Genomic DNA, 13,597 nt, shown 5'->3' with positions numbered 1-13,597 from the left:
CAGGGCGAGCAGAAGAACAAGAAGCAGGGGAACCATCGTTATCAACCTCCTGCACCTCGGATGCCCTGCAATTCTACGCCCATTCACGGGAAACCAGCTTGTTTGCAATGCGTTCCGCAGGGCACGCGGCGACGGTCACGACGCGTACGCGCCGGCGGCGGGACGTGCCCGCCGCCACGGGCCCGTCCTCGTGCGCGCCGCGCCGTTGCGTCAGCGCCTGCGGTAGGCGGCGGTGACCTCGACTTCGACCAGCCAGCCCTTCACGGCCAGCGACGCGACCTCCATGGTGGCGCGCGCGGGCCGTGCGCGGTTGGGGAACAGTGGTGTCGCGGGGGCCGATGTGCCGAGCGGCACCGGCACGACCTTCTTCGAGGCGAGGTCGATGTTGGCGTAGAACTGGCGGTAGGCGCGGTTCCAGCCGGCGTAGTCGGCGGACTCGCCGCCTGGCGGCTTGGCCAGGTAGCACTTCATGGTGAGGACGTCCGCCGAAGTGAGTCCGGCCGCGCGGAGGTTGGCCTCGATCGCGCGCAGTACGACGAGGGCCTGGGCCTCGGTGATCGTGACGCCCACCGCTCCCCGGGTGAGGGCGGGGTCGGTGTAGGACTCCGGTGCGCCCGCCGGTGCCGACGGATTGAGCGCGGCGGGTCCGAGACCGCTGCTCTGGTAGACCGCGACCTCGCCGCCGACGGCGACGCCGTTGGCGATGGCCGGGTTCGTCTGCCCCTCGGGCAGCATGACGCGGACCGCGTGCGGCCCCGTCCACCAGCCGCCGCCGTCGGCCAGTGCGGTTCCCCCGGCGAGGAGCGAGGCGGTCAGAGCAGTGCCAAGGACGACCTGCGTACGTCTTCTCATGCGGCCAGCACCCTCTCGTGGATCTCGGTCACGACCTTGCGCGCGGACGTCAGCGCCCCGTGCTGCCAGGCGATGACGTGGCTGAGCCAGTCACCGGCGAAGTAGACGTGCCCGGCGGGCCGGTTGAGCAGCGCGTACTCGGACGCGGCGGGCGAGGGCCACCCCACCCATCCGGCCTCGATGTCGGGAGTCCTGTGCCACGCCACGCTGAAGGAGTGGTCGAGTTCGTCGCGGTACTTCTCCCCGTGGATCCTGACGCCCCGGCCCAGGGCCCGCGCCAGCCGCTGGGAGTGCGGCAGCGCGCTGTAGGCGAGCGCGTCGGCGCCGAAGTGGTAGTAGCCGACCAGGGTGCCCCGCCTGCCCTGGTAGCCGTAGGACGGGTACCAGATGGTGGCCAGGTCCGTGTCCGTCGCGGTGATCCCGCCGTAGATGTGCTCGTCCGTCTCCCACCAGCGGCTGCGGTATTCGAGCCCTATCTTGCCGACCGGGACCGGTACGGCGGACCTGAGCGCCGAGGCGACGGCGGCCCCCAGGTTGTGCCGCAGCCGGGCGGCGACCATCGGCGGCACCGCCGCGACGACGAAGTCGGCGCGCCGGGTCCGCGTGCGCCCGGTGGCGTCCCGGTAGGTGACCTCCGCGCCGTCCGCCAGGTCCTTGATCTCCAGGGCCTTTGCGCCGTACGTGATGCGGTTCCGGCCGACCGCGTCGGCCAGGGCGTTCGGGATCGCGTCCATCCCGCCCACCGGCTGGAACATCATCATCGCCTGGTCGTAGCCGAGTTCGAAGGCGAAGCGCTGCCCCACGCCGCTGGCGACGACGTCCGACAGTGAGGGCACCGGGCCGAGGACCGTGCCGGAGTCGGGCCCCGCGCCGGGTTCGACGGAGTAGCCCCGGCGGTCGGAGCCGGTGTAGGCGTAGCCCTCGGCCTTTCCCTTGATGGCGCCGAACCCCTGGAGGAAGGAGATGAGACGTTCCTTGTCCTGCCCGGTGAGCCGCGCGTCGAGGGCGCCCTGGTCGGTGGCCTTGGCGAGGAGCTCGGAGACGTACCCGAAGACGTCGGCCTTCGCGGTGCGCCAGCGCACCGGCTTGCCCGCCAGGGCGGGGCTGTTCTCGTGGTGGATGTACGCGTTGGCGTTCTGGTTGGCGAAGACCTGGAGTTCCACGCCGAGTTCGCGGCAGTAGTCCAGGGTGACGTGGGACTGCGGGAGGCGGGCCGGGCCTGCGTTGAGGTACTGGCCCCTGCTGAACGACGCCGTTTGCGTGCGGCCGTCGAGGTCGGTCAGCCGCGTGCCGCCGCGCACGGTCCAGTTGCGGCCGCCGGGGCGGTCCTTCGCCTCCAGGATCCGGCAGTCGTACCCGGCCTTGCCCAGTTCGTACGCGGTCGCGAGGCCGGCCATGCCGGCGCCGAGGACGAGGACCTTCTTGCCGCCCGTCCGACCGGGTGCGAAGTCCCCGGGCCGGGGCGCCCGGTAGGCGTCCGCCCGCGCGTCGGGGACCGGGGCGAGCCCGAGCGCGCCCATCGCCGAGTACAGCACTCCGGCGCCTCCCGCCGCGCCGACGGATCTCAGGAAGGAGCGGCGGGAAGCCGGGGTCGGTGGAGCCATGGGTTGTCCTCCTCGTCCGCGCCCGGCGTGCGCGTGCCGGGCGTGGTCATCGGGTCGAATCCGGTCGCCCGGTGCAGGTGGCGGCGGGGACCGGGGCAGCGTGCCCAGCCTTCGCGAGGCGTGTTGCGGAGGCGTACCGCAGGGGTAACCGTGGGCGGCCCGGCGGATGTGGTGACACGTGACAACTTCACGGGGAGGCGCGGCTCCACGACATGGGCAGCGGCCCCTGTACGACCCCGAAGGGACGACGAGGGACGGACCCGCCGCCGGTGTGGCGCCGTGGGGAGCGCGAGGCCGAGGGCGGAACGCCCTTGGCGGGCACGGGGATCGACGGTGCTCAGGAACGGCCTGTGGCCGTCTGGGATGTGGCTGTACGAACCGTGACGTACGTGTGGTCGTCCGCGTCCCGCCCGTGGCGGGGCATCCGCTGCCCGGCGCACTGCATACGAAGCCTGTCGGGCGGGTGCGCCCGCCTGCCCTGGCGCGCCACGGCCCTTGCACCGTCAGGTAGTTGCCCATCCGTGGCCAGGCAGGGCAGTCTCCCCGCATGGGGCGAAGACCTGGAGTGCGACGGGGAACACGGGACGGCTGCCTGTTCAACGGCTGCCTGGGCCTGGCGATGACGCTGGTACTCCTGCTCACTGGCATCCTGGTGTGGCAGTGGACGCAGCCCGCCCGCGACCGCGCCGCGGCGGAACAGGACCTCGCGCGCCGGTTGCACGACCGCACCGCCGCGCTCCGGGCGGCGGCACGCGACGGAGCGGTCTCGGACCAGGAGCTGGTGGAGGTGTTCGGCCGGGACAAGCCTGCCCCCGGACTCGTCGGCCTCGACCGCCGCTCCGGGGGGCTCACCGCGTACGCACAGCTGGCCGGACTCGGTCCGCCACGGACCTTCATCTTCGTCACCGAGGAGACGGTCACGGGGTGCTACGCCTTCCGCATCGACGGCAGGGACGTCACGGTCGACGAACGCCCGACGGCTCAGTGCGCCTTGCCGCCCCGGCAGGGCGGGAGCCTCCCCGGCCGGGTCTCGGACAGCCCTTCACCGCATGCGAGTTGACTTCCGGTCGTCCGCATTGTGTTGCCCGCCGTGATCTGCGGCTGTGTTCACCTGGACGCGGGGACGACAACGAGGCGCGGACCGTACAGGGGACGGCCGGTCCGCGCCTCGCGTGCAGGGTTGTTCGGCCAGCCGTTGGCCACCTTCTCCTCGACGTCGGCGTCCGGCGGGTCGACCGGCGGGGAGGTGTTGTCGCCCGGGGCGGGATCGAGATCACCAAGACGGTCACCAACGGCTGACCCATGCACGCCGGAAGCCCCGGGCAGCAGCCCGCACGGCTGTCGCCCGGGGCTCCCTTTACGACTTCACCACCTGATCAGCGCTCATATCCGCCCGGCGGCCGGCTCCTCGCGTCCCGCAGCGAGGGTGCCCAAACGGGAATGGCCTTCAACCACCCACATGACGGGCGCACGGGAGCATTGACATCATCAAAGTAATGCATTCCGCATGAAAGTTACGAAACGGGCATAGATGGAGGAGAGTTGCCCCCCATCACCACGGAGATGTCATGCCGCCCACGTCCCCCACCTCCGGACCCTCACGACGAGGCGTCCTCGCCCTCGGCTCAGCAGCGGCCCTGCTGCCGCTGGTTCCCACGGAAGCCCAGGCCGCACCCGCGGCATCCGCGCCCGCGGGTGAACCCCTCCGCATCGGCGCCCTCTTCGACCTCAGCGGTCCCGCGCGGATCCAGGGTCGACGCCAGCTCCTCGGTGTCCGTTTCACCGCGCGACACCTCAATCGGCTGCACGGTGAGCACATCGAGTTGATCGAGGTCGACACCAGAGGCGATGCCGCCCACGCCCGCGCCGCAGCCGAGCGCCTGGTCCGGAACTCACATCTGCACGCACTCGTCGGCACCTCGCAGCCCGAAGGCGCAGCCCAGGTGGCCGCCGTGGGCCAGGCAGCGCGGGTGCCGGTGGTGATGCCCACCACCGGTGGGCAGCCCACACAGTCCTACGTCTTCCGCAGCGCCCCTCAGAAGAAGGTGACCGAGCAGCGCATGATGGAGGCGCTCGCCGCGGGCGGGCACCGTCGCGTCGCCGCCCTGAGCACCGAGGTCTCCACAACCCCGCCCGAAGTGTGGGAGCGGTTCGCCCAGGACTTCCGCCGCCACGGCCTGGAGCTCGTGGCGCACAGGGAGTTCACGCCCCCGGCCGACAACGTGCGCCGGGTCATCGAGCCGCTCCTGCGAGCCCGGCCGGATGCCATCGCGGTCTTCGCGGCGCCTCCCTACAACGGCATCTGCGTCCGGGACGCCCGCGCCGCAGGCTGGCGCGGGCCCATGATCTGCTCGCCGGCGGCCGGGCACCCCGGTTTCCCCGAGATCGCAGGCCCCGCGGCCGTCGGCGTACAGGTCGTCGCACCTCACGTCCTGGCCGCACGCCAAGCACCGGACACCCTGCCCCACGCCGCGGAGCTCCGCCGGTTCGCCGACGCCTTCGAAGCGGCCCACGGCGCCGTGGGCACCTACGTCGCGTACGGCGCCGATGCCGTGACCATGATCCACCAGGCCTACTACGGCCACCGCGACCGACAGCGGGCACGGCTGCGCCTGGAACACCTGACCCATGTGGGGGTCGCAGGAGTCCACACCATGACCAAGGCCAACCACGCGCCACTCACCACTTCAGCCCTGACCGTGGTGCGCTGGCAGCCAGGCGGCTGGGTCCCGGACAAGACCGGGAACTGACCCGCCCCACCCCGCCCCGCCTCCACCGGGCCGCCTGCGCCGCATGAGCGGCCAGATGTCCGAGACCAGGACAATGAGGACACCGAGCCGGAGGTGTGCACGGACGGCCGGGTCGCGGTAATCGGTCCAGGTGAAGGTGTACCTGATCAGACAGTCGCGCATGGGATCTTTCGCTGTTTCCGCGCCACCCGGCCGGGCCCCGGGCTTGGATGGCTCCAAGCCGGGGACGGGCCCCGGGACGCGGCGACAGCGGAGGACTTCATGAGCGAAGACATCGACGAGGGCAACTACCCGTACACGTACGCGCTGCGTCACGCGGCCGTGCACGACACCGGCGGCCAGCAGGTGGAACCGCCGATCGTCGCAGCCCAGTTGTTCGACTCCGGCTCCCAGCTCGTCTACGGCGGATGGGGCATACCCGGCACCGCCTACGAGGGGTACGACTGGGAGGGCGGCGACCAGGGCCCTTCCGAGGGCCAGGCCACGCTGGTGCTCGAGGAGGAGTGGGCCGCGGTCGGGGAGCTCCTGGGCAAGCTCGCGCAGGACGACGCGGTGCCGCCGCCGTTCGAGGTGCGGTTCGCGGGCACCTCGTACAAAGTCCTCAGGAAGATTCCTCCCGTTGACGGACTCACCGGCATCTTCTTCGGCAAGCCCAAGGAGGGCGGCGTCCTGATGGCCTCGACGGGCGGCTGGGGTCTCATCGCGCTCTGGCGCGAGGAACTCGACTCCGACGACGGCTCGGACCAGCCCCAGTACCTCAAGCAGACCAAGGAGAGCTGCTTCACCTTCGCCTGCCGCGTATTCGACCAGCTCTCGTAGCCAGCCCCTCACAAGGCGGCAGGGCGACGGCCCTGGGGGGCTCAGCCAAGCAGGTCGTCCCGGTGTGTTCAGTCTCCGACCGTGAAGGAGTTGCTGTGCGCCTCTTCCTCACGGCTGTCCGCCACCGTGACGGAGACCTCCTTGCCTGCCAGGCCGGCATCAGGCGTCCAGGTCAGGGTGGTGTCCGAGGTATCACCGAGGTCCTGCAGCACATCGCCTGTGGAAGCGTTGGCAACGATGACTACGTTGTAGGGAGCGGTGCCGCCGCTGATGTGGAGCTCCGCAGGAGTGCCGGCGCGCACACCGCTCGGGGTGTCGATGCTCAGTTTGTCTGCCTTGGTCAGGTGAGCGGCCGACGGGGCGTGCGTGCCGGCCGGGGTGGCAGCGGGGGCGGTCTGGGCGGTTGCGGTCGTGGCGGTCGCCGAGGCCAGCAGGCCCGCAGTCAGGACGGCAGCAAGACGCGTGTGGAGCGCATGTGTGGCTCCGGTGTCATCGGTTCCCTCGGGCGGTGGGAGGTTCCGCCTCTTCCAGTGTTCGTTCGCGCGAGCCGCGGCCGCAACTTCAGCCAGAGGACTGGGGACGGGAGGCGGGCAGCCGGTTCGGGCCGGGCAAACCGGCTGCTCCACTCCCTGTCGGCGCCGGCAGGGGCTGAGCCAGGACCGCGCGTCATCGGTCGGCGCTCCAAGGTCGCGGCTGTCGCGAACCTGCGGGGAGGCGACAGTCTGTTGGCGCAGCGGCAGTTGGCGCACACGGAGGCGTCCTCTCGGGTGGATGAAGGCACGAAAGCGCTGCCGTGGACTCGTAGCGGCGTATCTGTGTCGGTATGAATCATTCTTTCGGATCTTGGTACGCCCGACCTGTCGCCGGTGCTCCGCCGACGCCGCCCGGGGCCCGTCCCGCGCGTCCACTCCTCGTCGCCCGCTACTGGAGCGCGGTGTGCGAGCCGCCTTCAGGCCTGCGTTCCCACCGCTCGTCGGCCGAGTCCGGGAAGGAGTGAGCGGCCTTGTCCCAGCACGACATCGCCCAGCGCCGTCCTCGGTACCTGCGGGACCTGGCCCAGGGGACCGCCCGCCTGTTCCACCCGCGCCAGAACGCCTGCCCCTGGTGTGCCTCGGGCGATCTGCGCCGACGGCTGCGCACCACCGACCTCACGCTGCGCAAGCCGGGGTCCTTCACCGTGGACCAGTGCCACGGCTGCGGGCACGTCTTCCAGAACCCCCGGCTCAACGCGCAGGGCCTGGAGTTCTACTACCGCGACTGCTACGACGGCCTGGGCGAGAAGGGCGTGGCGTGGCTCGCTTCCTCACGTGCCGCCCGCGCGCTGTACCGCGCCCGGGCCAGGGCGGTAGCCCCGAGCAGCGCCCCACGGACGTGGCTGGACGTGGGCACCGGGCACGGTCACTTCTGTGCCGACGCCCAGGTGCTGCACCCCACCACGCGTTTCGAGGGGCTCGACATCGGCGACGGCGTCGAGATCGCCGTACGCAACAAGCGCGTCGCCCGCGCCCACCAGGGCGCGTTCACCGACCTCGCCCCGCAGCTCGCCGGCCAGTACGACGTGGTCAGCATGCACCACTACCTCGAGCACACCCTGGACCCCCGTACGGAGATCGCCGCCGCCCACCGCGTGCTGCGCCCGGGCGGGACCCTGCTCATCGAGGTCCCCGATCCCGAGAGCCTCTCCGCGCGGCTGCTCGGCCGCTGGTGGGGGCCCTGGCTCCAGCCCCAGCACCTCAACCTCGTCCCCTTCGCCAACCTCACGGCCGCACTGGAAGAGGGCGGCTTCACCATCACGGCCACAGACCGGCGAGAGCCCCACATCCCCACTGACCTCGCCTCGGCGGCCATCAACTGGCTCAACTCCGTCCTGCCCTCCCAGGACCTGCCCTGGCGGCCACAGCGCCCAGGCCCCCTCACACGCCTGGCCCGTACGGTCGCCTGGCTCGCCGCCGCCCCCGCCGTCCTGGCCCTCTACGGCATCGACACACTGCTTGCACCGCTGGCCCGCCGCACCCGCCTGTCCAACGCCTACCGCGTCGTCGCCCGCAGGAACTGACCCCGCTCGTGGGGTGGCAGGGCTTGGTGTGTCTCCGGCAGACGGTTGCACACCGGCCCGGCCCATCGCTTCAGACGCGGGCAGTAACCGAGCAAGCCCTGCCTCTGCGGACCGGCACCGCGTACTCCGTGGCGGTCCATGACCTTGAGGTGCTCCGCGGTTCCCCGGGCGTCCTGGTACCAGGCCTCGTGGGCGGCTCGCCGTCCAGGAGCCGCAGCAGCTCCGCTGCTCGATCCGTCGCGGCGCTCCGACACCTTGAGAGCATTCCGGGCATTCGATCACCATCTGGTATCTGTCTGGTATACCTGAAGTGCACGGAAATCAGACTTTCCGGATTTCCACGTGCCTGGCGGGCGCCTTCGTCCGACACCGACCGCACCCGCTCTCGGCAGCCGCGCCACACCCGTTCCCTGGAGCGCCCTCATGACTTCCTTCCCTCCCGTCGCGACGAGCCGAGAGGCAGGTCCGGCATGGACACGCTGATCTTCGGCGGTCTCCTGGTCGGCCTGTGGGCCATGTTCCGGGAGCGCCCCCGGCGCCTGGTCCTGGGCGTGTGGTGGGTCGTTCTCGTCGTCACCCTCGTGCTGCTGGCGCACCACATCACCAGTGGTCTCTCCCTCGGGCTGAGCTACTGATGGCCACCGTGGCACCGGCCGGGAGCCGGGCGCAGGAGCCGTCGTCGCGGCTGGGGCAGGTCCAGTTCTGGTTCGCCTGCTTCTTCGCCGTCGGCTGGACCGCCGTCGTCTGCGGCGGCCTCGGCGTGCAGTTCGGCACCTGGGACTACCCCTGCCCGCTGTGCATGGTCCAGCGGATGTTCATGCTGCTGGCCGCCATGGGCGCGCTGTACATCGTGCGCAAGGGAATGAACGGGACGATCACCGGCCGGGACTACCAGGTGGGCTGGGGCCTGGCGCTGGTCGCCTGCATGGGCGGGGCGTTCACTTCCTGGCGGCAGACTATGCTGCACATCCTGCCCGGGGACAAGGGGTACGGAGCCCCCGTCCTGGGGCTGCACCTGTACGTGTGGGCCTGGATCCTCTTCATGGCCGCCGTCCTCGGTATCGGCGTACTGATGGCGTTCGCCCACGTCACCGCCGCGTCCACGATCCCCGTGCGCGCGCCCCGTACCGCGGGACGGCTCGTCTTCGGCTTCGTGGCGCTCATCGTCGTGGTGAACCTGGTCGCGGTCTTCCTGCTGGAGGGCTTCCACTGGTTCCTGCCCGACGATCCCGATCGCTACCAGTTCTTCTACGACCTGCACATCCTCAGCCGGTAGACCATGACAACGATCTCCAGGAATCGCAGCTGGGCCCGGACGAGGGGCTACGCCCGAGGGGCCAGGGCGTCGTGGGGCGCCGTCGCCGCTGTCCGCACGGTGCCGGTGGACCGGGCCCTGGTGGTGCGTGGTGCGGTCGGAATGCTCCTGCCGCTGGCCGTCGGCCAGCTCGCGGGGCAACCCGTGCTGGGGGCGGCCGCCGGGCTGGGCGCCTTCGGGGCGGCCGTCGACGACAGCTCCGCCCCGTGGCGCACGCGCGTGCTGTTGCTCGCCCTGCCCCAGCTGGGCGGAGCCGCCGGCCTCGTCCTGGGGCACTGCGCGTCCGGACGCCCCGGGGTCCAGGTACTGCTGCTCGCGCTCACCGCCCTGATATCCGGCCTCGTCTCGACGGCAGGACGCGTCGCGAACACCACGACCCTGCTGCTCCTGCTGGCGACGGCGATGGGCACCGGACTCGCGGACGCCCCGTGGTGGCAGGCGCCCGGGTTCTTCCTGCTCGGCGGTCTGCCGCTGATCCTGTGGTCCGCCGTCTCGGGGCTGGCCCGCGCGGGCGCCGACCAGCGCGAGGCGGTTGCGGCCGCCATGCGCGCGGTCGCCGCCCTGGCCGACGCCGGCGATCTCTCCGACGCCACCGCCACCGCCACCACACGTGAACGGCTGCGGCGGGAGGTGACCCTCGCGATGGACGCCGCCTACAACACCCTGCTGGGCCGCCGGCTCATCCGTCCGGCCGCGGGGTCCCAGACGGCCTGCCTGGCCCTCACCCTCGACGCGCTGGTCGCGGTCATCGCCGCCCTCCCCGCCGCGCAGCGCCGGGGCGAGCCGCTGCCGGCGGAGTACGCAACGCGGTTGCGGGACACCGCCGGACGGCTGGAGAGGTACGCCGAGGACGTCGCCCTGGTGGCTCCGGCCACGGCAATGCCCCTCCCTGCCCTTCCCACGGACCCTGCCCTCCGCGACCTCCACAAGGCAGTCGTGGCCGCTGGACAGCACCTCCCCGGCAGCGGTGCTCCGCCCGTGCGCCTGCCTGCCTGGACCCCGCCCGCACGGCGCCTCGCGTGCGCGGCAGCCAGACGCCTTCGAGACCGGGGCGCCTGGGCGTTCGCCCTGCGGCTGAGCGCCTGCGTGGCCGTGGGGCAGGCGATCGCGGCGTTCACCGGCCTGCCGCGCTCGGGCTGGGTCGTCCTGACCATCGCGCTCATCGTCCGCCCCGCGCTCGGCACGGTCCCCGCCCGCGCGGCCACCCGCGCCGCCGGAACCCTGGCCGGGGTCCTGCTGGGCCTGCTGATCTGCGCAGCGGTCCCCACGGGCTGGGCACACATCGCGGTACTCGTGGCGCTGACCGGCCTCCTGCAGGCCTACTCCCGGCGCAACTACGCGCTCCAGTCGTTCTTCCTCACTCCCATCCTGCTGCTCCTCGCCGACCCCCTCGGCCTGTACGGCGCCGCCGTCCCCCAAGCCCGGCTCCTGGACACGCTCGTGGGTACCGGCGTCGCCCTCACCGTCGGCTACCTGCTGTGGCCGGAGAACAACCGGGTGCACGTCGAACAGCGCCTGGCCCGTGTGCGCACCCGCAGCGCCCGCTACCTCGCCGCCGTGCACAGCGGCACCACGGACACGCCGTCGCTGCACTCCCTGCGCCGCCAGATCCACCACGACCTCGCCGCCCTGCACACCGAACTCGACCGGCTGCGCACCGATCCCCGCCACCACCACGCGCTGACTCGATGGCGCGCGCACCTCGCCCAGGCCGAAGCGGCCATGGCCCATCAGCGGGGACCGCACCACCCGCACACCGTTCCGCCCAAGTGACCCCCACCGTGCCGGGCACACGCCCAGGAGCCGGAATCCGACGCACTGTTGCCGGGGAAAGCCCGCAGTACGCAGGTGCGGTGCGGGTCCCGTCGCCGGTCACCTCACCGTGTCCCACGGGAGCCGCGTGGCGTGCCGGACAGCGGCTCCAGTTCCCTTCCTCACCCAAAGGTTTCCTTCTGACGATGTCTCAGACCACGCCCGGCACCCGTCCTTCCCGGCCCCGTCCGTGGGACGGTGTGCGCCAGTGGTGGAGCGGCCTGACGCCGGTGTCCGGCTCTCTGGTGATGGCCACCGGCATCTGCTCCATCGGCCTGCACGCCGTGGGCCACGAGACGCTCTCGCGCTTCGCGCTGGGCCTGGCGGGCCTCGCCTGGCTGCTGCTGGCCGTCCTGTTCCTGCGCCGGTTCCTGCTGGAGCGCGGCCGGTGGCGGCACGACGCGGACACCCCGGCCTCGCTGACCGCCATCGCCGCCACCTGCGTCCTGGGCTCGCGACTGTCCCTGCAGTCCTGGCAGTTCCCCGCCGCCGTACTGCTCGTCACCGCCGCCGTCCTCTGGCCCGTCCTCCTGGTCGCGGTCGTCAAGCACTGGGGACGGCACATGCCCGGCGCGGTGTTCCTGTCGTGCGTCGCCACCCAGGCCCTCGTCGTCCTCGGCTCGCTGCTCGCTGCCGCCACCCGCACCACCTGGCTCACCTGGCCTGCTCTGGTCCTGTGGGGGACGGGCCTCGTCCTGTACCTGGCGGCACTCCCCCGCTTCGACCTGCGCTACCCCTTCACCGGCGCCGGGGACCAGTGGATCGCCGGCGGTGCTCCCGCCGTCTCCGCCCTCGCCGCGGCGCAACTCGCCGCCGCCCCCGGAACGGTGGGCTCCCTGCGTGTCGTACCGCTGGCCGGTGGCGTACTCCTGGGCGTGGCGGCCGCCTGGTACCTGTTCATGGTGGCCGCCGAGATCCTCCGGCCTCGTCCCCGCTACCACACCCGCCGCTGGGCGACCGTCTTCCCTATGGGCATGACCGCCGTCGCCACTCTCAACCTCGCCCGGCCTCTGCGTGCCCCGTGGCTCCAGGACGCCGGGCGTGTGCTGTTGTGGCTCGCCATCGCCGCGTGGCTGCTGGTCTTCGCCCAGCTCATCCACCACTGGACAGCACGCGACTGCGTACCGACGCCCCCGCAGCGCGCGAGCGGTTGCTGACGTCTTGGTGACCGATCGATTCCGTACCTCGGTGTGGGCCACGGCAATCCCCCAGCGGTTGGTCCGCCCGCCGTCCTCCGGGCCACGCGCCTCCCGCACCGAGACCAGAACGGCACCAGATGTAGGCTGGTTGTTCAACCCCTTTCATGGCGCCCCGGCTCTGCGGGTCGTGATCCGCTCGGACGAGAACGGGAGCATGCCGTGCCCGTAGAACCCGCCTTCACCCCCGTCTCGCCCAACGGCGCCCAGCCTCCGTACGTACTGGCGAAGGAAGCCCTGGCACACGCCATCGCGGCCGGCGTCCTGGGCCCGCAGCAGCGGCTGCCCTCCGAACGGCACCTGTGCGAACAGCTCGGGGTCAGCCGTTCCACCCTGCGCCGCACCCTCAAAGCCCTTGAGGAGGACGGGTTGGTGGAATCCTCCGAGCGGCGCGGCTGGCAGGTCAGGCGGATCGGCTTCACCCGCTCGGTGGACCCGGCGGCCCAGACCGACTTCGGCGAACTGAACCGGAGCCTGGGCCGCGCGGTCACCGCCCGGGTACTGCTCTGCCGCACCCGGGCGGCCACCTCGCAAGAGGGGGACCGTCTCCAAGTGGCGACCAAGGCCGAGTTGTTCGAGTTGCGCAGGGTCCGCTTCCTGGACGGCCAGCCGGTGTGCGTGACCCACGACCTCGTCCCCCTCGGCGTCGCCCCGCTCGCCGTCGAGGCGGACTTCACCACAGCGTCCCTCTTCGGCATCCTGGCCGCCGCCGGACACGTTCCTGCGGGTGCCCGGTACACGGCCCGCGCGGCCCTCGCCGACAGTGAGCAGAAGCAGTTGCTGGACCTGGACGCGGACGCGCCCGCTCCCGTCCTGGACACGAGCCGCCTGTCGCTCGACGCGGACGGAATCCCCTGCGCGGACACCGGGGAGACCTACCGCGCGGACCGTTACGAGGTACGGCTCACTCTCGGCTGAGCGGGGCGAGTACGTCTTTCACGGCAGCCCCGAGACGGATCGGCGTCACCACCACCCGCACGCGCTGTGGGTGAACACCGTCGGCCGGGGATGCTCGCTCCTGTGGCAGCCGCTTGACGCCGCCACGGACTCGCGATGAGCCGCTCCTGGCAGGCCCAGGGCTGCACGCGCCTCTGCCGCGACCGTCGTCGGCGGCCCGGCACCCTTCCCCTCCCCAACGCCCAGAGCTCGACTGGTGACCTGCCTGCGCCGCGGAGGCCAGGAGCTCGCTGCCA

Annotated in this window: 12 protein-coding genes; 9 read left to right on the top strand and 3 right to left on the bottom strand. The window is 71.8% G+C overall.

Going from position 1 to position 13,597, the window contains the following annotated elements:
* Positions 1-210: 210 nt before the first annotated feature.
* Both ABT160_RS38350 and ABT160_RS38345 read right to left on the bottom strand, forming a co-directional pair.
* Positions 211-852 (bottom strand): Rid family hydrolase, encoded by a 642-nt coding sequence (locus tag ABT160_RS38350; RefSeq protein ID WP_351653015.1) that lies wholly within the window; start codon positions 850-852, stop codon positions 211-213.
* Positions 849-2,456, bottom strand: a complete 1,608-nt coding sequence (locus ABT160_RS38345; protein WP_351653013.1) for a flavin monoamine oxidase family protein — start codon at positions 2,454-2,456, stop codon at positions 849-851. The genes ABT160_RS38350 and ABT160_RS38345 overlap by 4 nt, the downstream gene beginning before the upstream one ends.
* Before the next feature lie 565 nt (positions 2,457-3,021).
* Here ABT160_RS38345 and ABT160_RS38340 point away from each other — a divergent pair.
* From ABT160_RS38340 to ABT160_RS38330, 3 genes are all read left to right on the top strand, one after another.
* Positions 3,022-3,516 carry a hypothetical protein gene (locus tag ABT160_RS38340; protein WP_351653012.1) on the top strand — a complete coding sequence of 165 codons (495 nt, stop codon included), beginning with the start codon at positions 3,022-3,024 and terminating at the stop codon, positions 3,514-3,516.
* A gap of 508 nt (positions 3,517-4,024) precedes the next feature.
* Entirely contained in the window at positions 4,025-5,206 is a 1,182-nt protein-coding gene (locus tag ABT160_RS38335) for an ABC transporter substrate-binding protein (protein ID WP_351653010.1), read from the top strand.
* 261 nt (positions 5,207-5,467) lie between these two features.
* A complete protein-coding gene (locus ABT160_RS38330) occupies positions 5,468-6,025 on the top strand; it encodes a hypothetical protein (protein WP_351653008.1) in 558 nt (185 codons plus the stop codon).
* Between the two features lie 68 nt (positions 6,026-6,093).
* Here ABT160_RS38330 and ABT160_RS38325 read toward each other — a convergent pair whose 3' ends face one another.
* Complete coding sequence (locus tag ABT160_RS38325) at positions 6,094-6,774, bottom strand: hypothetical protein (RefSeq protein WP_351653006.1); 681 nt, start codon at positions 6,772-6,774, stop codon at positions 6,094-6,096.
* 254 nt (positions 6,775-7,028) lie between these two features.
* Between ABT160_RS38325 and ABT160_RS38320 the strand changes: the two genes are divergently transcribed.
* The 6 genes from ABT160_RS38320 (at position 7,029) to ABT160_RS38295 (ending at position 13,322) form a co-directional block, all read left to right on the top strand.
* Entirely contained in the window at positions 7,029-8,081 is a 1,053-nt protein-coding gene (locus ABT160_RS38320) for a class I SAM-dependent methyltransferase (protein WP_351653004.1), read from the top strand.
* A gap of 470 nt (positions 8,082-8,551) precedes the next feature.
* Entirely contained in the window at positions 8,552-8,716 is a 165-nt protein-coding gene (locus tag ABT160_RS38315) for a DUF5993 family protein (protein WP_351653002.1), read from the top strand.
* On the top strand, positions 8,716-9,357 hold the full coding sequence (locus tag ABT160_RS38310) for a disulfide bond formation protein B (RefSeq protein WP_351653000.1): 642 nt from the start codon (positions 8,716-8,718) through the stop codon (positions 9,355-9,357). Before ABT160_RS38315 ends, ABT160_RS38310 begins: the two co-directional genes overlap by 1 nt.
* Positions 9,358-9,360: 3 nt before the next feature.
* A complete protein-coding gene (locus tag ABT160_RS38305) occupies positions 9,361-11,169 on the top strand; it encodes an FUSC family protein (protein ID WP_351652998.1) in 1,809 nt (602 codons plus the stop codon).
* A gap of 185 nt (positions 11,170-11,354) precedes the next feature.
* Entirely contained in the window at positions 11,355-12,365 is a 1,011-nt protein-coding gene (locus ABT160_RS38300; RefSeq protein ID WP_351652997.1) for a tellurite resistance/C4-dicarboxylate transporter family protein, read from the top strand.
* A 201-nt stretch (positions 12,366-12,566) separates the two neighbouring features.
* Complete coding sequence (locus tag ABT160_RS38295) at positions 12,567-13,322, top strand: GntR family transcriptional regulator (RefSeq protein ID WP_351652995.1); 756 nt, start codon at positions 12,567-12,569, stop codon at positions 13,320-13,322.
* The last annotated feature ends 275 nt before the right edge of the window (positions 13,323-13,597 follow it).

It is taken from the genome of Streptomyces sp. NPDC001941 (assembly GCF_040296945.1).
Taxonomy (GTDB): Bacteria; Actinomycetota; Actinomycetes; order Streptomycetales; family Streptomycetaceae; genus Streptomyces.
The sequence above is the reverse complement of the archived record's forward strand: the minus strand, read 5'-3'. Positions and strand labels throughout refer to the sequence as shown.

Excerpts from the sequence above, each read along its gene's own strand:
- ABT160_RS38350 (WP_351653015.1), bottom strand. The coding sequence starts at position 852 with ATGAGAAGACGTACGCAGGTCGTCCTTGGCACTGCTCTGACCGCCTCG.
- ABT160_RS38345 (WP_351653013.1), bottom strand. The coding sequence starts at position 2,456 with ATGGCTCCACCGACCCCGGCTTCCCGCCGCTCCTTCCTGAGATCCGTC.
- ABT160_RS38335 (WP_351653010.1), top strand. The coding sequence starts at position 4,025 with ATGCCGCCCACGTCCCCCACCTCCGGACCCTCACGACGAGGCGTCCTC.
- ABT160_RS38330 (WP_351653008.1), top strand. The coding sequence starts at position 5,468 with ATGAGCGAAGACATCGACGAGGGCAACTACCCGTACACGTACGCGCTG.
- ABT160_RS38315 (WP_351653002.1), top strand. The coding sequence starts at position 8,552 with ATGGACACGCTGATCTTCGGCGGTCTCCTGGTCGGCCTGTGGGCCATG.
- ABT160_RS38310 (WP_351653000.1), top strand. The coding sequence starts at position 8,716 with ATGGCCACCGTGGCACCGGCCGGGAGCCGGGCGCAGGAGCCGTCGTCG.
- ABT160_RS38305 (WP_351652998.1), top strand. The coding sequence starts at position 9,361 with ATGACAACGATCTCCAGGAATCGCAGCTGGGCCCGGACGAGGGGCTAC.
- ABT160_RS38300 (WP_351652997.1), top strand. The coding sequence starts at position 11,355 with ATGTCTCAGACCACGCCCGGCACCCGTCCTTCCCGGCCCCGTCCGTGG.